Below are 22,701 nucleotides of genomic sequence, written 5' to 3'. Positions count from 1 at the left end.
TCAAAAGCTAGGCATATACTAGTCCGTGGTGTTGCTGCCAGCTTACAGAATTGAATAGCGAGAAGCGCCAGCCGCAATGCCAGAAAAGCGAGTCGCGACGAAGCCTGCCGTAGAAGGGTTTCGCGTTGACCAATCGCATCGGAGGAGACTTGTGGCGAGACACCAAATTGAGAATGCATCGAGTCCTGGCGATCAGTCTGTGATGCATGGACTGATGGCTCAGGCGCAGCGCGCCGACGTCCTCCACTCTGACCGCGACACCATGCGCGCATGGGAGCGTTTTCTGGCGGGCGAGTCATCAGTAGCGGTTCCCTCGGCTCTTATTGCATCCTGGCAACGTAGTCTCGCGTCCGGCGTTAATCCTTCTGCGAGCCTCGCGCCGTTCGCGGTACACGGCGACGCTGTCGACGCTTTGCGTTGGCGTCATCGGGAGTTGCTGGCGGCCGCCGATCGCCTTTTCGCCGCGACCGGGGATCTGTTCGCGGATTCACACTCCATACTGCTTCTGACCAACCAGGACGGTGTAATTCTCAAGGCGGCAGGTGACCTGCGCACATTGACGGCCGGGGAGAAGATTCACTTGACGACCGGCGGCGACTGGCGTGAAGCGATGGCGGGCACCAACGGCATCGGCACCGCGCTCGCTACCGGTGAGCCAACCTATATTCATGGTTCGGAACACTTCTGCGAAGGGATCAAGTCCTGGAGTTGCGCGGCGGCGCCGATTTGCGAACCCGGAACCGGTGCGATCATAGGTGTACTCGATATTTCCGGTCCGCCTTCGACTTATCAGATCAATAACCTGACATTGGCGATTACGGCGGCGCGGCAGATTGAAATGGTGCTGGCCGAGCAGTCCGCCCGTCAGCATATGCGCTTATTGGCCTTTTGCCTGCAACGGCTCTCATCGTCCGACGCAGCGGGGATGATTGCCATCGACCGGCGCGGCCGGCTCGTACACACTACCGGCCGCGTGCCGCTTCCCGTCGGCATAGGAGAGCGGTTCCCCGGCATGGACGAAAGTTCCGCGGTGGCAGACTGGGCCCGGCACCTGCCGCAAGGCTTGCGTGCCGAATGGTTCAACCCGGTTGTCGTTGAAGGCAGCACGATCGGCGCAATGCTCGTTGTTCCCGCGATCCGGTCGCGCTCCCCCGGCAAGCGGACAGCCGAGCGCATCAACGTGCCAGGAAGCGCAACGGCTGGCGGTGAGACGGGTAGTGAGGCCGGAAGCGAGGCGGACCCGCAACGCAATTGTTTCGCCCAGATACTCGGGCAGAGCGCTGTCATGCTCGCCGCCGTCAATCGAGGCCGCCAGCTTGCCCGCAGACGCGTACCGGTGTTGATCGAGGGCGAGACCGGAGTCGGCAAGGAACTGTTCGCGCGCGCAATCCACGGAGAGGAAGGTGGTGGCGGATCTTTCGTCGCGTACAACTGCGGGGCGGCGTCGAAGGAGCTGATTGGCAGCGAGTTATTTGGCCACGTGCATGGCGCATTTACGGGAGCGACTGCAGAGGGGCGACCCGGCCGGTTCGAACTGGCCCACGGCGGCACACTGTGTCTCGATGAAATCGGCGAGTTGCCGCTCGAACTGCAACCCATCTTGTTGCGCGCGCTTGAGGAGGGCGTTGTCTATCGATTAGGAGACACGCAGCCACGGCGTGTCGATGTGCGTCTGTTGGCGATGACCAATCGTAATCTGCATGACGAAGTAAAATCCGGCCGATTCCGCGGTGACCTCTACTACCGCATCAGCGTCACCCGCATACGAATCCCGCCGCTGCGCGAGCGGGATATCGACATTGATCTCCTGGTCGAACATTTCAACCGCCGACTGGCGCTCCGCCACGCGGTTCCGTTACGGCGGCTGAACCCCGAAGTCATGGCCGTGCTGCGCGCTTATTCCTGGCCGGGCAACGTCAGGGAGATGCGAAACATCATTGAAAACTTACTGTTGACGTCACGCGAAGAGGAGGTAGGGCTCGACGAATTGCCTGCGGAACTGCTTGCCGAAACGGTGACTGTCGGCACGGAGGAACCGGTGCCGCTTCAGTCAACCAGTCTGGAAGAAACAGAGCGCGCAGCCATTGCTCGTGCAGTGCATGGCGCTCATGGCAATCTCGCCCAGGCTGCCCGTTCGCTCGGCGTTTCCCGCAGCACGTTGTATAGAAAGCTGGAAATCTATCAATTGGAAAGCATTGTCAAACCAGCCATGGAATGACGGCTCCCGGGTTGCAAACGGACGGCTAACGAGTGGCAAACCGCTATCGGCGAGATTGAAAACTCCAATCGGGAGCCCCGATTCACCTGCTAGATTTAAATGGGACCGTGCAGCTTCGCGCGACTGCATGGCGAGTCATAGAGACGACCTATATTACAACCGCGCATCCCCAATACAGGCTTGCAAGGAGGCTCAGATGTCGCAACTGAAGGGTTCGAAGACTGAAGAAAATCTGAAGGCGGCGTTCGCCGGCGAATCTCAGGCGAATCGTCGTTATCTATATTTCGCGGGCAAGGCGGATGTCGAGGGTCAGAACGATGTGGCAGCGCTATTCCGCTCGACAGCGGAAGGTGAAACGGGTCATGCGCACGGCCACCTCGAATATCTGGAGGCGGTGGGAGATCCTGCCACCGGCTTGCCGTTCGGTTCGTCGCGTCTGAACCTGCAAGCGGCGGTTGCCGGCGAAACGCACGAATACACCGATATGTATCCGGGCATGGCGAAGACGGCGCGCGAAGAAGGTTTCGATGAAATCGCCAACTGGTTCGAAACGCTGGCCAAGGCGGAGCGTAGCCACGCAAATCGTTATACCAAAGCGCTCGATGCGCTAGTCGACTGACGAGAGGCGCGCTGGCGGCAGCGCCGGCGTTCCTGGTACCTATCGCGCTCGCGGGTGTGGCCAAGCATGCGATGTCGTTTCGCAGGTTGCCGCTCGCGCCTGCGCGATGCGTAGGGCATGGCGCCGCGGGTCTGCATCCCCGCGGCACCTCGCGGCACCTGTCCGGCGTCAATGCACAAAAGTAGAAAATCACAACAGGAGCATGATGTCATGCCCCATAAAGAAGGCAGTCTCGAAGCGCCCACGCGGCATCCGCTCGACTGGCTCTCGGACGGGTTCTACGACCAGGACGCGCTCGATCAGGAACTGGCGCGCGTCTTCGATATCTGTGCGGGGTGCCGGCGTTGTGTGTCGTTGTGCGGTGCGTTTCCCACGCTATTCGACCTGGTTGATGCAACCGATACAGGCGAAGCACACGAAGTCGACAAACACGAATTCGGCAAGGTGGTCGACCAGTGTTACCTGTGCGACCTGTGCTATATGACGAAGTGTCCCTACGTGCCTCCGCATCCGTGGAATGTCGATTTTCCGCATTTGATGCTGCGCGCCAAAGCGGTCGACTACAAACGCGGTGACGTGAAGCTACGCGACAAGTTTCTGTCGAATACCGATGCGCTAGGTCATTTCGCGGGCATTCCTGTCATTACGCAGACGGTGAATGCGGTCAATCACACTGCCGCAGCGCGCGGCCTGATGGAAAAGGCGCTTGGCGTAGACAAGGACGCATGGTTGCCTGATTTTGCGGCGCGTAAATTCCGCAGTGCAGCGAAAAAATCGAAGGTGTCACAGTCACAGGCGGTCACTGGAGAGCGTACGCCCGGTAAGGTCGCGATTTACGCCACGTGTTATGTGAATTTCAACGAACCGGGCATCGGTCACGATCTGCTTGCCGTGCTCGCTCACAATGAAGTGCCTTACGAACTCGTTGCCAGTGAAGCGTGTTGCGGCATGCCGCTGCTGGAGCAGGGCAACCTGCAGGGCGTCGCTGACAAGAAAGAAAAGAACCTGCCGGTGCTCGCGAAATATGCGCGCGAGGGTTATGCGATCATCGGCGCGATTCCGAGCTGCGTGCTGATGTATAAGCACGAACTGCCGCTGATGTTTCCTGACGATGCCGATGTGCGCGCCGTCAGCGCAGCCTTTTGGGACCCGTTCGAATACTTTGTGTCGCGTCATCGGGATGGACTCCTGAAGACTGACTTCAAGACCGGGTTGGGCCGGGTGTCGTATCACGTGCCGTGCCATGCGCGGGTGCAGAATATTGGCCGCAAGACGGCAGAAACCTTGGGGCTGGTGCCGGATACGCAGGTGAACGTAGTTGAGCGCTGTTCCGGGCATGCCGGCACGTTCGGCGTGAAAAAGGAGTTTCATCGCACGGCGATGCAGATTGGCACGCCGGTATTCAAGGCGATGGCGCAGTCGCAGCCCGACTACATTTCGTCGGATTGTGCGCTGGCCGGCCATCATATCGAACAGGGGCTCGATGAAAACGGCTTGCCGAAGGCGGAGCTTGCGCATCCGCTGACGCTGTTGCGCAAGGCCTATGGTCTCTGATATTTCGCACTGCAAGGACATCCGATGAGCATCACTCGCCATTCGCTGTTGTCGCTCGAGAACTATTCGAAGTCGCGCATTACGATGCGCAATCAGGTGATTGAGCATAAGAAAGAGCGCACTGTGCCGCTAGGCAATCATGTCACGTTCCTGTTCGAAGATGAGTTGACGATCCGCTATCAGATCCAGGAAATGCTTCACATTGAAAAGATCTTCGAAGAGGAGGGTATTCAGGCTGAACTGGATGCCTATCTGCCGCTTGTGCCGGACGGCAGCAATCTGAAAGCGACGATGCAGATTGAATATGCGAACGAAATCGAGCGGCATGCGGCGTTGGCGCGGTTGATTGGCATTGAGGACCATGTGTTTATTCAGGTTGTGGGTGAACCGCCGGTGTATGCAATTGCTGATGAGGACCTGGAACGCGAGAATGAAGAGAAGACCTCGGCGGTGCATTTTGTACGGTTTGAATTCACGCCCGCGATGAAGGCGCAGTTGCGGGACGGAGCCGCGTTGCGGATTGGATGCGATCATCCGAATTATATGGTGCCTACGCAGATGATAGAGTCGCGGGCGCGGGCTTCGGTGTTGAAGGATTTGACATGAAAGGGAGGGGGTGCGCGCGCTTGGGGGCGGGGTTGATGGTGGGGCGGTGGTAGTGGTCCGGGGTCTATGCTGGGGTGCCTGGTTCCGGGGTTAGCGGTCTGAGTCAATATCGGGTTGCTGCTTTCGGCGTTAGTGGTCTGCGAGAGTCGGATTTTCTCTTTATCACTATTAGCCACTGTGCGTGGCGGCACGTCATTTCTTTGTCCAAAGCGACAAAGAGACGAAGCAAAGAAAACGCTTTTAAACACGCTACCCTAAGTGTCCACAGCGTGCAGTTTTCATTCATGGGTGCCCCAAAAGCACGGTGCTCGCTAGAGCGGAGGATGTGTGAACCCCTCTTTCTCCGAACACGGATACCCACAAGCTTCGCCACCAGTGATTGAACCTGTCCAAGGGGCACCCCGCGCTATCCGCGGACGACCACCCACCAATTTGTACGCATGACGAACCATGTCGGTAACCCACCAAGAAACGGGGCCGCGCGGATGTATGAGGTCTTAGCCGGCGAAAAGAATTGTGCATGCTGCGCAATAGCCCACCAAACATGAAGCCGTAAGTATGCGTTCGGCCGTATAGCCCACCAAAAAAAACAGTGCACGCTTGGCCAACGCTCCAAGAAACGCGGCAGCGAATACGCGTGAGGCCGTGCGGGTTCCTCGGCAATTCGTGCTTGCCCGAGAGCGTACGGGGCGAAGCGTGTTCGTGTCAGGATTCGCGAGAAGGAGGGGTTCAAACATCTTTCGCTCTGGCGAGCACCGTGCTTTTGGGGCACCTATGAATCAAAACTGCACGCTGTGGACACTTAGGGTAGCGTGGTTTAAAAGCGCTTTCTTTGCTTCGTTTCTTTGTCGCTTTGGACAAAGAAATGACGTGCCGCCACGCACAGTGGCTAATAGTGATAAAGAGAAAATCCAACTCTCGCAGACCACTAACGCTGAAAGCAGCAACCCGGCATAGACCCAGAATCGCTAACCCCAGAACCTAGCAACCCGGCATAGACTCCGACCACCACCCCTGCAACCCACCCCCGACCAAGCGCAGCCCCCACCCCTGATCATATTCTTGACGGATTGTATGATAGACATATAATAAGTTAAAAACCCGAATCCAAAAAAGTAGGCTGCACCGCAGCAAACCCCAGGAGACAAACGTTGATGCTAGCCGAAGCCAGTATTGGATATCGTCTCGACCGATTGCCGCTCTCGCGCTTTCACTGGCGGCTGCTCGGCCTCGTCGCCGCAGGCATGTTCTTCGATTCGTTCGACATCTACATTGCCGGCTCGGTGCTCGCCGCGATGATCCACAGCGGCGAATCAACACTGCAGCTCAACGCGGGTTTTGTCTCCGCAACCTTCATCGGCATGATGGCAGGCGCCTGGCTGTCGGGCCTGCTCGGCGACCGTTTCGGACGGCGCTTCTCCTACCAGTTCAACCTCGGCGTGTACGGCTTTGCATCGATCGCCGCAGCTTTGTCGCCGAATATCTACTGGCTTATCTTCTTCAGACTGGTAATGGGCCTTGGCATGGGCGCGGAGATCGTGGTGGGCTACGGCACGCTCAGCGAATTCATCCCAGCGACATGGCGTGGACGCTTCGGCACTATTCTGAACCTGATCATCAATACGTCGCTGTTCTTCTCCACGTTCATCGGCTGGCTGATCATTCCCCATTACGGCTGGCGGTGGATGTTCGCCATTGCAGGCGTCGGCGCACTGATCGTCTGGTTCCTGCGCAAGTCGATGATGGAGTCGCCGCGCTGGCTGGCATCGCGTGGACGGACCACGGAAGCCGAGGAGATCGTGACACGGATCGAGACCGCTTGCGGGGTGAGCGCGGGCTCACCGGACTATCCGCACGTGTCCGTGGACCTTCTTTCGCGTGACACCGCACCCGAGACGCCGGCGCGCCTGGCCGATCTCTTTTCACGCCGGCTGATCAAACGCACAATCACCGGCATCACCGTGCTGATCGGACTGTTCACGGTCAATTACGCATTCGTCAGCTGGATTCCGACCTTCCTGGTGAAACAGGGACATAGCGTCTCCAACTCGCTGGGCCTGACCACATTGATGTTCGCGGGCGGCCCGTTGGGCTCGCTGATCGCCTTCGGACTCGCAGAACGTCTGGGCAGGAAGTGGGGCATTGTCGCGTTCTCCCTGATCGGAATCGCATTCGCCGTTGCGTATCCGTTCGCGCAAACGCAGACCATGATCACGGCCTGCGGCTTTGCAATAACCGCGTGCATCTACGTGCTGTCGTCATTCAGCGTGGCGAGCTATGTGCCCGAACTCTTTCCCACGGAAGTCCGCTTACGCGGCTCGGGGCTGTGCAACACGATCGGCCGCGGCTTCAACATCCTGGTTCCGTATCTCGTCGCCATGGCGTTTGCATCGTTCGGCATAGCCGGCGTGGTGTCCATGATTGCCGGCACCTTGCTGCTGCAAGCGGTGATCGTGGCGGCCATTGGCCCGGAAACCAAGAATCGTTCGCTCGAAGAGATTGCGGGGGCAGCGACAGTCGAAACCCCGCCCGAAGCGGACGCGAGCCCGGCCAGCGCGCTCAAATAGCCTCCGCTCGAAAGCCATCCGCAAAGAAAGGAATCCCAGCTCATGCCAACGCCTGAAAACTATCGCATCTTCGCCGTGAAGTACGCGCACCACGCGCGCCGTTCCACCGAGAACTTCATTGGCGGCGATCCGCACGATGTCCCCATGCCACTCGATTATTTCGTATGGGCGGTCGTTGGCGAGTCCCGCGCATTTATCGTGGATACGGGGTTCGACACCAGCATGGCGCAACAGCGCGGACGCACCATCACCAACCCGGTTGAAGCCGGTCTGAAACGGATCGGCATCAGGCCGGAATCGGTGGACGACGTCATCCTCACGCACATGCACTACGACCACGCGGGCAACCGTGCGCTCTTTCCGAAGGCGCGTTATCACGTGCAGGACAAGGAGATGGCTTATTGCACGGGTCGCTGCATGTGTCATCACGCACTGAGTCATCCATTCGAACCGGAAGACGTCAAGGCGATGGTCGGCCGGGTGTTCGATGGCCGCGTGGAGTTTCACGACGGCGATTCGCAACTCACGCCCGGCTTGAGCGTGCACTGGGTCGGCGGTCATTCAAATGGCCTGCAGGTGGTACGCGTTCACACGGAGCGCGGCTGGGTCGTGCTCGCCTCCGACGCCTCTCATTTCTACGCAAACATACGCGAGAACCGGCCGTACCCGATCGTCTATAACGTTGGCGACATGCTGGAGGGTTTCAAGACCGTCATGCACCTGGCGGACTCGCCCGATCATGTCGTGCCGGGTCACGATCCCGAAGTACTCAAGGTCTATGCACCGCATGACCGCGAAACCGAAGGCTGGATCGCACGCCTGGATGTGGCGCCGCGTTGAATAGCCCTCACTCTGATTCTTACCTGACGGAGAGCAAGACCATGATTGTAGAGATGCGCGTTTATCACTGCCTGCCGGGCCGTCTGCCGGCGCTTCAGGAACGGTTCAGCACCACGACGCTGGGCTTTTTCGAAAAATATGGCATCGAACAGATCGGTTTCTGGACCACGCTGATCGGGCCCAGCAATCATGCGCTTACCTACCTGCTGAAGTGGCAAAGCCTCGCCGAACGTGAGACCAAGTGGAACGCATTCCAGGCCGACGCGGACTGGATCGCCAAGCGCGCGGCGAGCGAGGCGGAGAAGATGATCGTCGAGCGAATCGAGAACGTGTTTCTCACGCCCACGGCTTTCTCGGCATTGAAGTGAGGCAGGGAAAACCCGGATGAATTGTCTATCGACTGATTGTCATACAATCGTATAGACTTATTTCATGGATGCGGCGGGTATTGCCGCTCGTCGGATTTGAGCTTTAGTCACGAAGGCAGGACAGATGATGCGACCGCAACGAATTGGTTTTATCGGACTGGGAATGATGGGCACGCCCATGGTGCAGTGTCTGGCGAAGGCCGGCTTTGAACTTTTTCTCGCCGATGCCGACGTGTCCCGTGCCGATGCGCTGGCGAAGGAAGTTGGCGCGGCGCGGCTGGATGCTGACAACGCCGCATCGCTCGATGCACTGATCACCATGCTGCCGAATTCGGCGATCGTGGAGAGCGTGCTGCTCGATGGCGACGCGAAGGCGTGGGCGCGTCTCCTGCCCAAAGGCGCGGTTGTAATCGACATGAGTTCATCGGAGCCGGAGCGCTCGCGCAAGCTGGGCGCGACGCTGGAGAAGATGGGACTCGACTATCTCGATGCGCCCGTTTCCGGCGGTGTGAAGAAGGCGAAGGAGGGCACGCTCGCGATCCTCGCCGGTGGCGACGCAGCCGTGCTGGACACTTGCCGGCCGGTGCTCGAGGCCATGGGCAAGAGCGTGCTGCATATCGGCACGGCAGGCTCGGGACACGCAGCTAAGGCGCTGAACAATTACGTCTCGGCGGCCGGATTGATGGCGACGGTGGAGGCGCTGCATATTGCGGAGCGTTTCGGGATTGACCCGGCTTCCATGACGGACGTCCTGAATGCATCGACGGGACGCAGCAATACCTCGGAAAACAAGGTCAAGCAGTTCATGTTGTCGGGCTCCTATGCATCCGGTTTTGCGTTGCAGTTGATGAACAAGGACCTGAAAATCGCACGCGCATTGTCCGAAGCAGTGGGCTATCCGATGAAGCTCGGCATGACATGCACGTCGGTTTGGGACGAGGTGTCGCAACGTTCGACGCCCGCTACGGACCACACCGAGATGTATCGGCTGCTGGTGAACGACGAATGAACCCGCAAACGGAGAGGACGAACATGTCTCGTGCGGCTCAGTTTTATATCGATGGACAATGGACCGATCCGGTCTCGCCGGCCTGGTTCGACCTGATCGATCCGGCAACTGAAAGCAGGATCGATCGGCTGGCGTTGGGCAATGCGGTCGATGTTGATCGTGCGGTCGCTGCGGCTCGTAAAGCATTTGCCGCTTACTCGGCAACGTCGGTGCAAGAGCGCATCGACTTGCTGCGGCGGATCGTTCAGGTCTATGAGCGGCGATACGATGAATTCGCCGAAGCAATGCGCATCGAGATGGGCTCACCGATCGCGTTTGCGCGCAAAGGTCAGGCAGCGCGCGGTCCCGCGCATCTGAATGCATTGATCGGCGTGCTGGAGAATTTTGAGTTCGAGGAACAGCGCGGGACCACGCGCGTGCGTCTCGAACCCATAGGTGTTTGCGGACTCATCACGCCCTGGAACTGGCCGATCAACCAGATCGTGGTGAAGATCGCGCCTGCACTGGCCGCGGGTTGCACGATGGTGCTCAAGCCGAGCGAATACTCGCCGCTGAGCGCGCTGTTGTTCGCCGAAGTCGCGCATGAAGCCGGGGTTCCTCCGGGCGTGCTGAACGTGGTGAATGGCGATGGACCGGGCGTGGGCGCGGCGATCGCGTCGCATCCGGATATCGACATGGTCTCGTTCACCGGCTCGACGCGCGCCGGCATTCTGGTCGCAAAGATGGCGGCGGAGACGGTCAAGCGCGTGGCGCAGGAACTCGGTGGCAAGTCCGCGAACATCCTGCTCGATGACGTGAACCTGGACGATGCCGTCACGCGCGGCGTGGCCGCGTGCTTCACCAATTCCGGACAATCCTGTTCGATTCCCACCCGCATGCTCGTGCCGCGTCACATGATGAACGACGCGGCACAGATCGCGAAAGCCGCGGCATCGGGCTATAGCGTGGGTGCAACGGACAGCGAGACCACGCAGCTCGGACCGCTTGTCAACCGCAACCAGTTCGAGCGCGTGCAGGTGCTGATCCAGAAGGGTATTGACGAAGGCGCGCGGCTCGTTACCGGAGGAACGGGGCGGCCGGACGGGTTATCGAAGGGGTACTACGTCAAACCGACAATCTTCGCGGATGTCACGCCCGACATGACCATTGCGCGCGAGGAGATCTTCGGACCGGTGTTGTCCATCATGGGTTATGACACCGAGGACGAAGCGGTCAGGATTGCTAATGGAACGGAGTACGGTTTGGCGGCGTATGTCCAGTCCGGCGATATTGAGCGCGCCCGGAAAATCGGCCGCCAGCTCCGCGCGGGCGGCGTTCACCTGAACTATCCCGCAGCCGACTTTAACGCGCCCTTCGGTGGCTACAAGCGCTCGGGAAATGGCCGCGAATGGGGCGAAGCGGGCCTGCGCGAATACCTTGAGATCAAGGCGATGGTCGGCTACGGTCACGCCTGACGCACCCGGAAATGACGTAACACCAGAGGATGACAAGCTATGGAAAATAACGCACTGTTTGACAAGGGTTTCGAGAACCGCAAGGAAGTGCTCGGCGCACCGCATGTCGAGAAGTCCTGGGCGAACGCGGACGACTTCAACCGGCCGATGCAGAAGCTCGTCACTGAATACGCATGGGGCGAGATCTGGGGCGATCCCACCTTGACGTTCAAGACCCGGAGCATGCTCAACATCGGCATGCTGACCGCCATGAGCCAGCATCACGAGTTGTCCGTGCACGTGAAAGGCGCGCTCAAGAACGGCGTCACGAAGGAGGAGATTCGCGCGGTGCTGATGCAGGCCGCCGTGTACTGCGGCGCCCCCCTCGCGCTCGCGGCCTTCCGGGTCGCGACCGATGCGATCAAGGCCTACGAAGCCGACGCCGCCAAGGGCTGAGGTTCAACGTTCCCGGGGTTCGACGTTCAATAAGCATCCGCGAGCGATGCAACACGACATCAATGGAGACGAGCATGGAAGCAGTCACGACACACGGCGCAGCAAGGGCGGCTACCGGGCAGTCCGTCGATGAGAAACGCAGGAACGCGATCAAGGGCGCGTTCTTCTCCGAATTCATCGACATGTTCGACATTTACCTGCCGGTCGTCGTGCTCGCCCCGGTGCTGTTCTTCTTCCAGCCGCCGCATCTCGCGCCCGGCATGGAGGCAATCCTCGCTTCCCTCGTTTTCATCACCACCTTGTTGGGCCGCCCGATTGGCGCGCTGCTGTTCGGCATGGTCGCGGACCGGGTAGGGCGTCGCCGGGCGTCGATTCTCTCGGTCTCCGGATTTGGCGTCGTCACATTGCTGATCGCCCTGCTGCCGGGCTATGAAACGCTGGGTATCGGCTCCTACTGGCTGCTCGTGATCCTGCGGTTTATCGACGGCATTTTCCTCGGCGGTGGCTACACGGGTGCGATGCCGCTTGCCATCGAATACTCGAAGAAGGAGCAGCGCGGCTTCGTCGGGGGACTGATCATTGCCGGTTTCCCCGCGGCCTACGTGACGATCAACCTGGTTGCCATGGTGATGTTCGCCGTGTTTCCACTCAACGGCCTGCATTCGCCGTATGTGCAGTGGGGCTGGCGCATTCCGTTCGTCATTGGCTCGGTCTTGGCGGGCGTTCTCGCGCTGTACTACGTTCATAAAGTCTCGGAGTCGGAGATCTGGGAGAGCGAGACCGGCGAAAAGAAGCCGGAGAAACTGCCGCTCTCCGATCTGCTTCGCGGCAAGAGCGGACGCAACCTGCTGCAGGTCCTGCTGATGATGTCGGGCTTCTGGCTCACGCAGAACATCATCACGATCTTCATGCCGACTGGCCTGCTTGTGCACACGCTGCACCTGTCCGGTTTCCAGATGTCGCTTACGTTGCTGCTGTCGTATTTCGTGCTGTTTTTTAGCTATATCGGCTCGGGCATGCTCGGTCAGAAAATCGGGCGGCGCACGTTTTTCGTGGTGGTGGGTCCGCTGATCGCGACTGTGGGCGCCGTCATTCTCTATGTGCTTTCCAACGTGGACGGCCTGTCTTTGCCGGTCATCATGCTGCTGGTCATGCTGCTCTCGGTGCTGGTCACTTCGCCATGGGGCGTGATCGTGACTTACATCAACGAGCGGTTCGTGACAGATGTCCGCGCCACTGGTTTTGGCGTGGGCTTCAGCCTCTCGGTGATCATCCCGTCGTTTTATGCGTTTTATATGAACTGGCTGGGTGCGTTCATGCCGTTGCGGCTCACGCCGGTGGTCCTGCTGTGCATCGGTGGCGTGATTGGTACGGTCGGCGCGCTGATGGGACCGGAAACGAAGCACGTCGACTTTTGAACTTACGGTAGAGACTCATGAATACACAACGCATTGGCTTCATCGGTTTGGGCAACATGGGCGGCCGCATGACTCGCCGTCTGGTCGGGGCGGGCATTGAAGTGCTGGGCTTCGATACCGCCCCCGAACGCGCGCCGGCAGTTGGCGCGCGGGCGGCGACGTCGATCGCTGAAGTGACCCGGTTCGCCGACGTCGTGCTGCTGTCGCTGCCGGATAGCAAAGTGGTTGAAGCGGTGGTGGAGGGACCGGACGGCATTCTCGCCTCGTGCCGCGAAGGACAGACCGTGGTCGACCTGAGCACGGCCGCTGCAAGCTCTACTATTCGACTTAACGCGCTGTTCAAGCAGCGTGGCGTGCAGTACATCGATGCCGGTATTTCCGGTGGCGCCGCTGCAGCGGAGAAGGGCACGCTCACGCTGATGGTTGGCGGCGACGCCGCCGCGATCGAAGCAATCCAGTGGGTCTTCAAGCCGATCGCCACCAAGACAATCACCATGGGCGAGAGCGGCGCGGGCCATACGACCAAGCTGCTCAACAACTTCCTGAACGCGGTGAGTTTGTCGGCGACCGCCGAGGTGATGGTCGCGGGCAAGAAGGCGGGGCTCGATCTCCATCGTTTGCTCGACGTCCTCAACAGCAGCAGCGGCGTGAACTTCGCCACGCAGAACCGCTTTCCGAAGATTGTCGATGGTGACTACCTGGAGGGCGGTTTGACCAGCAGGCTGATGACGAAGGACGTCGTGCTTTATATCGACCGCGTGCGCGAGCTGGGCGTGTCCTCGCTGAATTCGTCGGGTCCGCTGGCGAGTTTCGGGCTGGCCACCGCGCTGGGTTACGGCGACGTGATCAGCAACCGCGTAGTCGATGCGATCGGCGACGTGTCGGGCGGCGTACGTCTCAAGGATGGCAAAAATTCTTCAACAGGAGAACAGTAATGAAAGTGTTTCGCGGCAGGGCTGACGGTGCAGTATCGGAGCAACGCTCGGCTACGTTCAGCGGCGTCGTGTGGGCAGATTCGATCATGCCGACGACCGACAAAGTCACCATCGCGAACGTATTCTTCTCGCCGGGCGCGCGTACCTTCTGGCACACGCATGAGCAGGGGCAGATCCTGCAAGTGACATCGGGCAGCGGGTTCGTGTGCGTCGATGGCGGCGAGCCGCAGGCGATCCGCACAGGCGACGTGGTGTGGATCCCCGCTAATGAGCGTCATTGGCACGGCGCAGGACGCAACAGCTACATGGTTCATACGGCGACCTCGCTCGGGAAGACGATCTGGGAAGAAGAGGTTGCCGAAGCGGTGTACCAGAACGCGGTGGGCTGATGTCATGACTACTCCCCTGACACAGCGGCAGCAGCAAGCGAAGGATGCCTTCACGCATGTGCACGGCACATGGAGCGATGGCTGGGAGAGTTTGTTGCGCCTCGACGCCAGCTTCTTCGAGGCTTACGTGGCGTTCTCGGCGGTGCCGTCGAAGAAGAATCATCTCGAGGACAAGGTGAAAGCGTTTGTCGCGATCACCGCCTGCGCGGCCGCGACTCACCTTTACGCGCCGGGCGTGGCGCAGCATGTGCGCGCGGCACTTCGCGCGGGTGCAACGCGTGCGGAGTTGGTCGAAGTGATCCAGCTCGCGAGCACCGTGGGTATCCACGCTGCGAACGTGGGCGTCCCCGTGCTGATCGAAGTGCTCGAAGAAGAGGGAAAACGCCAGGGTCCGGCGCCGCTCGATGCCCGCCGTGCCGCGCTGAAGGAAAGCTTCATCGAGAATCGCGGGTATTGGCATCCATCGTGGGAAGGCTTTCTCGAACTCGATCCTGATCTGTTTGAAACCTACGTGGCATTTTCTTCCGTGCCGTGGCGTGAGGGCGTACTGGAACCCAAGGTCAAGGAGTTCATGTACTGCGCATTCGATGCCGCCGCGACACACCTCTACGTGCCGGGCCTGAAACTTCACATGCGCAACGCGCTTCGTTACGGCGCGACGGCCGAGGAGATCATGGAAGTGCTGGAAATTGTAAGCACCATCGGCATACACGGCGCCGTACTGGCCGCACCGATCCTTGAAGCTGCCTTGGATGAGTTCGAACACAACAACGCGTAGGTAACGTCCGACCGCGCAACGTCTTGCGTAATGGCGGTTTCAGTTGGGACTTCGAGTATCATGGCTCACTGGTAAATCGTCTGACGGGAATACAATCATGCCATCCGATATGGATTTGATACGACCGGAAACATTACGGCATCAGGTCGAGACTGTCCTTCGCCAGGCCATCATGTCCGGGCGTTTTGCACCGGGCGCGCGCCTGGTGGAACGCGAGTTGTGCGAGACGCTTGGTGTGAGCCGCACGTCGATTCGGGAAGCATTGCGCAGGCTCGAAGCCGAGAAGCTGGTCTGCAGCGTGCCGCACAAAGGACCTATGGTCGCGGTCATTTCGAAGAGCGAAGCGTCGGAGTTGTATGCCATACGCGGGCTTCTAGAGGGGTTTGCCGCGGGTGAGTTTGCGCGGATAGCGAGCGACGCCGCTATCGTGCAGTTTGGAGAAGCGGTGAAGGCGCTGAAGGTGAAGGCCATGACGGGCGACCAGGCCGGCGTGCTGGCAGCGAAGACGGATCTGTATGACGTGTTGCTCGACAATTGCGGCAACGCTCTGGTGAAAGAAATCCTAACCAGTCTTTATTCGCGGGTGAACCTGCTCCGCGCGACGTCGCTGATGCACCCCGACCGGCTGCCGTCGAGTCTCAAGGAAATCGACAAGCTGTTCAAGGCGCTGAAGGCGCGAGATGCGCAGGCGGCCGAGGCCGCCGCGCGCTTGCATGTGGCGAATGCAGAGAAGGCGGCCAGGCGGATGCTGGAGGAAACCGCGAGCGTCTAGGCGTTTGCCCGGGCGTTCGCGCCCGGGTTGTCGTCGCAAAGCTCAGGTGGGAAGGTTCTCATTTGATTAGGATTACTTTTTATGAAAGGAAAGTCCGCACTGGTCACCGGGTCGTCAAATGGGCTTGGACTTGCGATGGCCGAAGGTCTCGCCCGTTCGGGTTGTAATGTCGTTCTCCATGGACTTGAAGCGCCGGAGAGCGTATGTGATTCCATAGCCCGGATCGAGCAGGATTACGGCGTCAAGGCCGCCTATGTTCAAGCGGACCTGACCAACCCTCACGCTGTCTCGACCCTGATGGACACGGCGTGCGAACGTATGGGCGGTATCGATATATTGATCAATAACGCAGTTGTCCGGCACTTTGCGTCGATCGAGGATTTTCCTGCGGACCGATGGAACCAGGCGCTGGCAGTCAACCTGACGGCAGCGTTTCAAGCTATTCAGCTGGTCCTGCCCGGCATGCGTGCGCGTGGCTGGGGTCGAATTTTCAACATGACGTCGGTGTATGGGTCACGGGCCACGCCGAATCGCGTCGACTACGTGACGACCAAGACAGCGCTGCTCGGGTTGACGCGCGCGGTTGCAGTCGAGACGGTTCATCAGGGTATTACGTGCAATGCGATCTGCCCGGGCACGGTGAAAACGCCGAATATCGAAAGCCGGATTGCGCAGTTGATGGAGGAGAAAGGTCTTGGCCATAGTGACGCTGTGAAGCAGTTCCTCGCCGGCAAGCAACCCACCGGCGAATTCGTCAGCGCGTCACATGTAGCAGAACTGGTCGTGTTCCTTTGTTCAGACGCGGGCAGTCAGATAACAGGGGCCATGATGCCGATGGAAGGCGGCTGGCTCGCCGGCTGAACGCCCCGTCTCGGTACGGAGGGAGGAGACATTCATGAAAGACATCACGCGTACGCTGGCCTCGTTCGTCGCGCAGACGCAGTGGGAAGACATTCCGCCGAAGGTTCGTCACGAGGCGAAGCGCGCGCTGGTGAATTACTTCGCAGTGGCGCTTGCGGGGTGCTCGGACCCGGGCATCAGTAAAGCCGTGAACGTGTACGGCCGTTTCAGTTCGGGGCATGAAGCGGGGCTTGTCGGACGCGGGGAGAAGACCGACATCCTGAATGCGGCCGCGCTGAACGCGATGAGCGCGAACGTCTTCGATTTCGACGATACCCACTTGCCCACCATCATTCACCCTACTGCGCCGGTGGCCGCGCCGTTGTTCGCGCTCGCTCAGGAGTCACTGCTGAGCGGCCGGCAATGGTTGCTGGCGTTCGTACTCGGCGTGGAAATCGAGTGCCGGTTGGGCAATGCGGTGTCGCCGGGGCATTATCAGCGAGGCTGGCACATCACCTCCACCTGCGGTGTGTTCGGCGCGGCGGCGGCCATTGCGAAAGTCCTGAATCTGGACGCTGCGAAAATCGGCTGGGCCTTTGGCCATGCATCGGCGCAATCGTCCGGGCTGGTCGAAACGCTGGGCAGCATGTCGAAGAGCATCAGCGTGGGCAATGCCGCCCGTAACGGCCTGCTCTCGGCGCTGCTCGCGCAAGAAGGGTTGGCCGGACCCGAGCGGCCCATCGAAGGCGAGCGCGGCTTCCTGCGCGTGCTGAGCGAAGCCACCGACGCCAGCGTGGACGCAGCATTCGCCACAATCGGCCGCGAATGGGCGCTCTTATCGAATACGTACAAGCCTTACCCGTGCGGCGTCGTGCTTAATCCGGTGATTGAGGCGTGCCTGGGGTTATCGGCGACACCGGGCTTCTCTTTCGCCGATGTCGAGCGCGTAACGCTGAGAGGTCACCCGCTGCTGCGCGCACGAACCGACCGGCCGAACATCACGCTTGGCCGCGAAGCACAGGTCAGCGCGCAACACAGCGTGGCGGTCGCGCTTGCCCGAGGCCGCGCAGGTCTCGCTGAATTTACCGATGCCGCAGTGGCTGATCCACTGTTGCGGGCCTTCGCCAGCCGTCTGGATTTCGTCGATGGCCCCGCATATTCCGTCGAAGCTGCGCAGGTGACGCTCACGTTGCGCTCGGGCGAGACGATGTCGCGCCGTATCGATGCAGCGCGCGGCAGCCTGCAAGCGCCGCTCGCGGACACTGACCTGGAAAACAAGCTCAGGGAGCTAGCTGAATACGGCGGCTCTGGTTGCAAGCCGAACCCATTGATCGACGCGCTATGGGCGCTGGAAAGCGCGCCTGATGCGTCCTTGCCCATGCAGCTCGCCTGTTTGTAAGTCTATAAGCGCGCATATGGCAAGTACACCATTCATCACTGTCAAGGAAGCATCATGTCGGAGCATATGAAGTTGGGCTTTGTGGGTGTTGGCGTCATGGGGCGTCCCATGGCGCGTCGTTTGATCGAGCACGGTCATTCCCTGGTGATCTACGATCGCGACGCGCATGCCCTGGCGGAGTTATCGGCTATCGGCGCGCAGGTGGCAAGTAGCGCGCGCGAAGTGGCCGATAGCGCGCACGTCGTCTTCACGAGCCTGCCCACGCCCGCGATCTTCAAGGAAGTCGCATTGGGTGCAGACGGTTTGGTAGATGGCAAGACGATCAGGATCCTGGTCGACCTGTCCACCGTCGGCTCGCGCACGGAACAGGAAGTGGCGGCGGGACTGCTTGAAAAAGGCATCGAAACCGTCGATGCCCCCATCAGCGGCGGCGCGGCCGGCGCGCAAAAAGGCACGCTCGCCGTCATGGCCGCGGGCAAGCCGGAAGCGATTGCTCAGGTGCGCGAACTATTCGATATCTTCGGGAAGGTGTTCATCGTAGGAGAAAAGGCAGGTCAGGCACAATTGCTCAAGCTGCTGAACAACATGCTTTCGTCGACGGCGTTTGCGATTACCTCTGAAGCGTTCGTAGCCGGGGTGAAGGGCGGACTCGACCCGGACGTGATGATGTCGGTGTTCAACGCGGGCAGTGGCAAGAACGGCGCGACACTCGATAAATTTCCGAAGCAGGTGTTGCCGCGCACGTTCGATTTCGGCTTTCCGATCGGCAGCGTCTGCAAGGACATCGGACTCGCGGTGGAAGAGTGCCAGGCGCTTGGCGTGCCGATGTGGTTAGGTAACACCGCACGTCAGGTATGGAATTACGCGGCAATGCAGGACGGCAAGGCTCGCGACATGACTGAACTCGTCAAGTATGTTGAGAGCTGGTCGGATGGCAAGGGTATCGCTGGTTAGACGGTGCGGTAGATATCCTGGCGTTCATTGGGAGAGCCGTTTGCGCCTTCGCGACGCGGGGCTGTTGCTTGGTCGAGGACTGCGGGGAAGTTGAGTAAGTGGGGCAATGGGCCGATGATGCCCTGTATGCTCACTTAAAACAAATTTCCGAAGCGTGGCGTACTTTAACTTCCTTTTCGTCAAATTTCCCCTTCTTCAGCCATGGCCATCGCCTTCGAATCACCCGATCAGCCTGACGTAATCGCCCTCGTTGCCGAGCTGGACGCTTACCAGGACACCCTGTACCCGCCAGAGAGCCGGCATGCCCTGGACTTGGCATCGTTGAAGCAACCCGACGTCTTGTTTGCCGTTGCGAGGGATAGTACGGGCCAGGCAATCGGCTGTGGGGCGATTGTCCTCTGCCCTGAATTTGGCGAACTCAAACGCATGTATGTCAGTCCTCGCGGCCGGGGGCAAGGCGTCGCCAAAAACCTCCTGGCTCTGCTCGAGTCAGGGGCAACAGGCTCTGGCTGCAAGTTACTCAAGCTTGAAACCGGGCCGTACCAACATGAGGCGCTGGCTCTCTATGCCTCAGCCGGCTATGAGCGCCGGGGACCGTTTGGCGATTACACGAACGACCCACTGAGTGTGTTCATGCAGAAACACATCGCGGCCTGAGGCTTGGTTTCGTGAGTCAATTCGCCCTATCAACTTCATCTCGGCCGGAACTGTGCATCAAACTAAAATCGGCGGTGTAGTGTTCCTTGGCGGTTATACGATTGGGTGATCAGAATACAGAGTGCGGCGGCGCGATTGAAGCCGTGCATCGAGGAGACAGGAGATGGAAGCAAACGCAACACCAGGCGAAGCAGTCAGCGCGTTACGGGAAGCGCTCGGCGCACAGGTTGTGGCGTTGCCGAGTGAGTTTGGCGATCGCCGTGTCGAGGACTGGAGCGGACTGCCGAGCGCGGTGCCGCTGGCGCTCATCAGGCCGCGCGACACCCGCGAGGTCGTGGCTGCGCTCGAGATTTGTACTCGCTACTCGCAGCCGGTCGTCACGCAAGGCGGACTGACAGGATTGGTAGGCGGCGCCAATCTACGCGGCGACGAGGTCGCGCTAAGTCTTGATCGCATGAACCAGATCGTGGAGATCGACGCGGTGTCGGGCACCATGACGGTTCAGGCCGGCACGCCGCTGCAAGTGGTTCAGGACGCGGCCAGCGCGGCCGGCTTCTATTTCCCTCTTGACCTTGGCGCGCGCGGCAGTTGTTCCATTGGCGGCAACCTCGCCACCAACGCGGGCGGCAATCGGGTCATCAAGTACGGCATGATGCGCGACCAGGTGCTGGGCATCGAGGCCGTGCTGGCGAGCGGCGCGATCGTGGGCGGCCTCAACAAGATGATCAAGGACAACAGCGGTTACGATCTGCGCAACTTGCTGATCGGCAGCGAAGGCACGCTCGCGGTCATCACCCGCGCGGTGCTGCGTCTGCGTCCAAAGCCCACGGCAACGGCGACAGCATGGTGTGGATTGCCCAGTTTCGACGCCGTCACCACGCTGCTGCGGCGCGCTCAGGCAGGGCTGGCTCCAGGTGTATCGGCGTTCGAGGTCATGTGGGCGGGTTATCACGATACCGTGCTTGCCAACCTGGACAATTTGCGTGCCCCGCTTGACTCGCCGCATCCGTTCTATGTGTTGCTGGAAAGTGTTGGAACCGATCCCGTCCGGCACGGTGACGCGTTCGAAGAGTTCCTGGCCGCAATGCTGGAGGAGGGCGTAGTGACCGACGCCGCGCTGGCTTCGACCGAGGCGCATGCGCAGGCATTCTGGGCAATCCGCGATGCACCCGGCGAATATCAGCGCTTCATCCCGAATCACGCGGCTTACGACGTGAGCTTTTCCATTGCGCAAGTGGGCGAGGCCGCGTCACGCTGCGAGGCGCAACTGCGCGCCCAATGGCCGGACGCCACGATCATGATCTACGGCCATCTTGGCGATGGGAATATCCATATTGTGGTGGACGTGCCTCGCCTGCCGAAGCACGATCACGATGCAATCGACCAGGTCATCTACGACGTGACGAGAGACTTCCGGGGATCCATTTCCGCGGAGCATGGCATAGGAATCAAGAAGAAACACTTCCTGCACTTGACGCGTTCGGAGGCGGATGTAGCGTCAATGCGCGCGATCAAACAAGCACTGGACCCCGCACGCATCCTGAACCCCGGCAAGATTTTTTAGCGTGGCAATGCGAGCGCTTACAGCGTAAAACCGTCGAGCGGCACTGCCGGAGGGCGCCGTGCGATCAGATCTGCAATCGATCGGCCGCTTGCAAGCGCGAGTGTAAAACCAAGTGCACCTTGTCCGAGGTTGAGCCAGAGGTTTTCGTATTGCGTTGAATCGATGATCGGGGTGCTGTGCGGCGTGGCGGGCCGAAGGCCGCACCAGACGGTGGCTTCATCGAAATTACCGGCGCTCGGAAACGCCGCAGCCGATTCAGCGCGTAGCGTCGCGACGCGAGACGGATCGATATCCGCTTGACGACCGGTGACGTCTGCCATGCCGGCGATCCTCAGCCGGTCGCCGAGCCGGGCATAGACGATCTTGCGTTCAAAGTCGGTGATGCTGATGTGCGGCGCGTTGCCGTGCGGGTCGACCTGGGCGGTCAGGCTATAGCCCTTCAACGGATAAAGCGGAACCCGCAGACCTAGCGGCTTGAGCAGCGCGGCACTGGCGGCGCCGGCTGCCAGCACGATTTGATCAGCATCGATGGTCTTGTCGTCGGCCACTGCCTCGACCCGTTGGGCGCGAGCCTTCGCGCGACGCAAGGCCGTGACCGTCGTACCGAGCCGGAATTCCACGCCGCGTGCTCGCAGCAGACGGCTCATCTCGACACAAAACTGATAGCAGTCGCCACTGTCTTCGCTGGGCGTGAAGATGCCCCCTTGCAACTGCCCAGCGAGATGCGCCAGCGCTGGTTCTTTCTGCACACACTCACGGGTATCGAGCGCTTGCTGTTCGCAGCCGAGCGAGCGTTGATAATCGAGCAGACGCAACGCGGCGTCGAATGAAGCGCGCTTGCGGTGCACCACCAGCTTGCCGGCATTCGAATGGCTGAAGTACAAGCCTGGCTCGCTAGCCTGCAGTTGCCGCATCAAATCACGGCTCAGGAACGAGAGCGCCAACAATCTCCGGGTAGACAACTCGCTTTTACGCTGCGTGCAAGCACAGACAAACTGCGCAAGCCAACGCCACTGGTCCGGGTCGAGGCGCGGTCGAAAGCGGATCGGCGAGTCACGGCGCAACAGCCAGGACGGCAGCTTTGACAGTACCCCCGGACCGGCGAGCGGTGCGACATAGCTGTACGAAAGCTGTCCGCCGTTAGCAAAGCTGGATTCGAGTGCAACGTCCTCATTGCGTTCTACGACGGTGACGGTGTGGCCGTCCTCCCGCAGATACCAGGCCGTGGCCAGACCGGTGACTCCGGCTCCAAGTACGAGCACATGCATGGGATATAGGTCAGTGGTTGGTTGAGCTGGAGGACATTGTTCTGCAGCTCGCAAACG

The 22,701-nt window shown here is 60.1% G+C and carries 21 protein-coding genes; 20 read left to right on the top strand and 1 reads right to left on the bottom strand.

Going from position 1 to position 22,701, the window contains the following annotated elements:
• The first annotated feature begins 151 nt into the window (after positions 1 to 151).
• The 20 genes from HB376_RS19800 (at position 152) to HB376_RS19705 (ending at position 21,376) form a co-directional block, all read left to right on the top strand.
• Entirely contained in the window at positions 152 to 2,218 is a 2,067-nt protein-coding gene (locus tag HB376_RS19800; protein WP_346730531.1) for a sigma-54-dependent Fis family transcriptional regulator, read from the top strand.
• 196 nt (positions 2,219 to 2,414) lie between these two features.
• The gene (locus HB376_RS19795) at positions 2,415 to 2,837 is read left to right on the top strand and encodes a rubrerythrin family protein (RefSeq protein WP_047897154.1); all 423 of its coding nucleotides are present in this window, start codon (positions 2,415 to 2,417) and stop codon (positions 2,835 to 2,837) included.
• A 210-nt stretch (positions 2,838 to 3,047) separates the two neighbouring features.
• Positions 3,048 to 4,391 (top strand): heterodisulfide reductase-related iron-sulfur binding cluster, encoded by a 1,344-nt coding sequence (locus HB376_RS19790; RefSeq protein WP_213765369.1) that lies wholly within the window; start codon positions 3,048 to 3,050, stop codon positions 4,389 to 4,391.
• A 24-nt stretch (positions 4,392 to 4,415) separates the two neighbouring features.
• Entirely contained in the window at positions 4,416 to 4,997 is a 582-nt protein-coding gene (locus HB376_RS19785; RefSeq protein ID WP_213765368.1) for a DUF3501 family protein, read from the top strand.
• Positions 4,998 to 6,151: 1,154 nt separating this feature from the next.
• A complete protein-coding gene (locus tag HB376_RS19780; RefSeq protein WP_213765367.1) occupies positions 6,152 to 7,564 on the top strand; it encodes an MFS transporter in 1,413 nt (470 codons plus the stop codon).
• A 42-nt stretch (positions 7,565 to 7,606) separates the two neighbouring features.
• On the top strand, positions 7,607 to 8,404 hold the full coding sequence (locus tag HB376_RS19775; RefSeq protein WP_213765366.1) for an N-acyl homoserine lactonase family protein: 798 nt from the start codon (positions 7,607 to 7,609) through the stop codon (positions 8,402 to 8,404).
• A 41-nt stretch (positions 8,405 to 8,445) separates the two neighbouring features.
• Positions 8,446 to 8,772: an NIPSNAP family protein gene (locus HB376_RS19770; protein ID WP_213765365.1), complete on the top strand. Its 327-nt coding sequence runs from the start codon at positions 8,446 to 8,448 to the stop codon at positions 8,770 to 8,772.
• Positions 8,773 to 8,896: 124 nt separating this feature from the next.
• Positions 8,897 to 9,781 (top strand): NAD(P)-dependent oxidoreductase, encoded by an 885-nt coding sequence (locus tag HB376_RS19765; RefSeq protein WP_213765364.1) that lies wholly within the window; start codon positions 8,897 to 8,899, stop codon positions 9,779 to 9,781.
• 23 nt (positions 9,782 to 9,804) lie between these two features.
• Positions 9,805 to 11,235, top strand: a complete 1,431-nt coding sequence (locus tag HB376_RS19760; RefSeq protein WP_213765363.1) for an aldehyde dehydrogenase family protein — start codon at positions 9,805 to 9,807, stop codon at positions 11,233 to 11,235.
• A gap of 39 nt (positions 11,236 to 11,274) precedes the next feature.
• Complete coding sequence (locus HB376_RS19755) at positions 11,275 to 11,670, top strand: carboxymuconolactone decarboxylase family protein (RefSeq protein ID WP_213765362.1); 396 nt, start codon at positions 11,275 to 11,277, stop codon at positions 11,668 to 11,670.
• Between the two features lie 74 nt (positions 11,671 to 11,744).
• The gene (locus HB376_RS19750; RefSeq protein WP_213765361.1) at positions 11,745 to 13,088 is read left to right on the top strand and encodes an MFS transporter; all 1,344 of its coding nucleotides are present in this window, start codon (positions 11,745 to 11,747) and stop codon (positions 13,086 to 13,088) included.
• A 17-nt stretch (positions 13,089 to 13,105) separates the two neighbouring features.
• A complete protein-coding gene (locus tag HB376_RS19745; protein WP_213765360.1) occupies positions 13,106 to 14,023 on the top strand; it encodes an NAD(P)-dependent oxidoreductase in 918 nt (305 codons plus the stop codon).
• A complete protein-coding gene (locus HB376_RS19740; RefSeq protein WP_213765359.1) occupies positions 14,023 to 14,412 on the top strand; it encodes a cupin domain-containing protein in 390 nt (129 codons plus the stop codon). The genes HB376_RS19745 and HB376_RS19740 overlap by 1 nt, the downstream gene beginning before the upstream one ends.
• Positions 14,413 to 14,416: 4 nt before the next feature.
• Positions 14,417 to 15,190, top strand: coding sequence for a carboxymuconolactone decarboxylase family protein (locus tag HB376_RS19735; RefSeq protein ID WP_213765358.1), 774 nt, complete (start codon positions 14,417 to 14,419; stop codon positions 15,188 to 15,190).
• Positions 15,191 to 15,287: 97 nt separating this feature from the next.
• Positions 15,288 to 15,962, top strand: a complete 675-nt coding sequence (locus tag HB376_RS19730; RefSeq protein WP_213765357.1) for a GntR family transcriptional regulator — start codon at positions 15,288 to 15,290, stop codon at positions 15,960 to 15,962.
• Between the two features lie 81 nt (positions 15,963 to 16,043).
• Positions 16,044 to 16,823 (top strand): 3-hydroxybutyrate dehydrogenase, encoded by a 780-nt coding sequence (locus HB376_RS19725; protein WP_213765356.1) that lies wholly within the window; start codon positions 16,044 to 16,046, stop codon positions 16,821 to 16,823.
• A 34-nt stretch (positions 16,824 to 16,857) separates the two neighbouring features.
• On the top strand, positions 16,858 to 18,201 hold the full coding sequence (locus tag HB376_RS19720; protein WP_213765355.1) for an MmgE/PrpD family protein: 1,344 nt from the start codon (positions 16,858 to 16,860) through the stop codon (positions 18,199 to 18,201).
• 54 nt (positions 18,202 to 18,255) lie between these two features.
• Positions 18,256 to 19,155, top strand: a complete 900-nt coding sequence (locus HB376_RS19715) for an NAD(P)-dependent oxidoreductase (RefSeq protein WP_213765354.1) — start codon at positions 18,256 to 18,258, stop codon at positions 19,153 to 19,155.
• A gap of 201 nt (positions 19,156 to 19,356) precedes the next feature.
• Positions 19,357 to 19,812: a GNAT family N-acetyltransferase gene (locus HB376_RS19710; RefSeq protein ID WP_213765353.1), complete on the top strand. Its 456-nt coding sequence runs from the start codon at positions 19,357 to 19,359 to the stop codon at positions 19,810 to 19,812.
• Between the two features lie 163 nt (positions 19,813 to 19,975).
• Positions 19,976 to 21,376 carry an FAD-binding oxidoreductase gene (locus tag HB376_RS19705; protein ID WP_213765352.1) on the top strand — a complete coding sequence of 467 codons (1,401 nt, stop codon included), beginning with the start codon at positions 19,976 to 19,978 and terminating at the stop codon, positions 21,374 to 21,376.
• Positions 21,377 to 21,393: 17 nt separating this feature from the next.
• On the opposite strand, the gene HB376_RS19700 is transcribed toward HB376_RS19705, so the two are convergent.
• A complete protein-coding gene (locus HB376_RS19700) occupies positions 21,394 to 22,644 on the bottom strand; it encodes a D-amino acid dehydrogenase (protein WP_213765351.1) in 1,251 nt (416 codons plus the stop codon).
• Positions 22,645 to 22,701: the final 57 nt, after the last annotated feature.

The sequence above is a fragment of the Caballeronia sp. dw_19 genome (assembly GCF_018449515.1).
Lineage (GTDB): Bacteria > Pseudomonadota > Gammaproteobacteria > Burkholderiales > Burkholderiaceae > Caballeronia.
The sequence above is the reverse complement of the archived record's forward strand: the minus strand, read 5'-3'. Positions and strand labels throughout refer to the sequence as shown.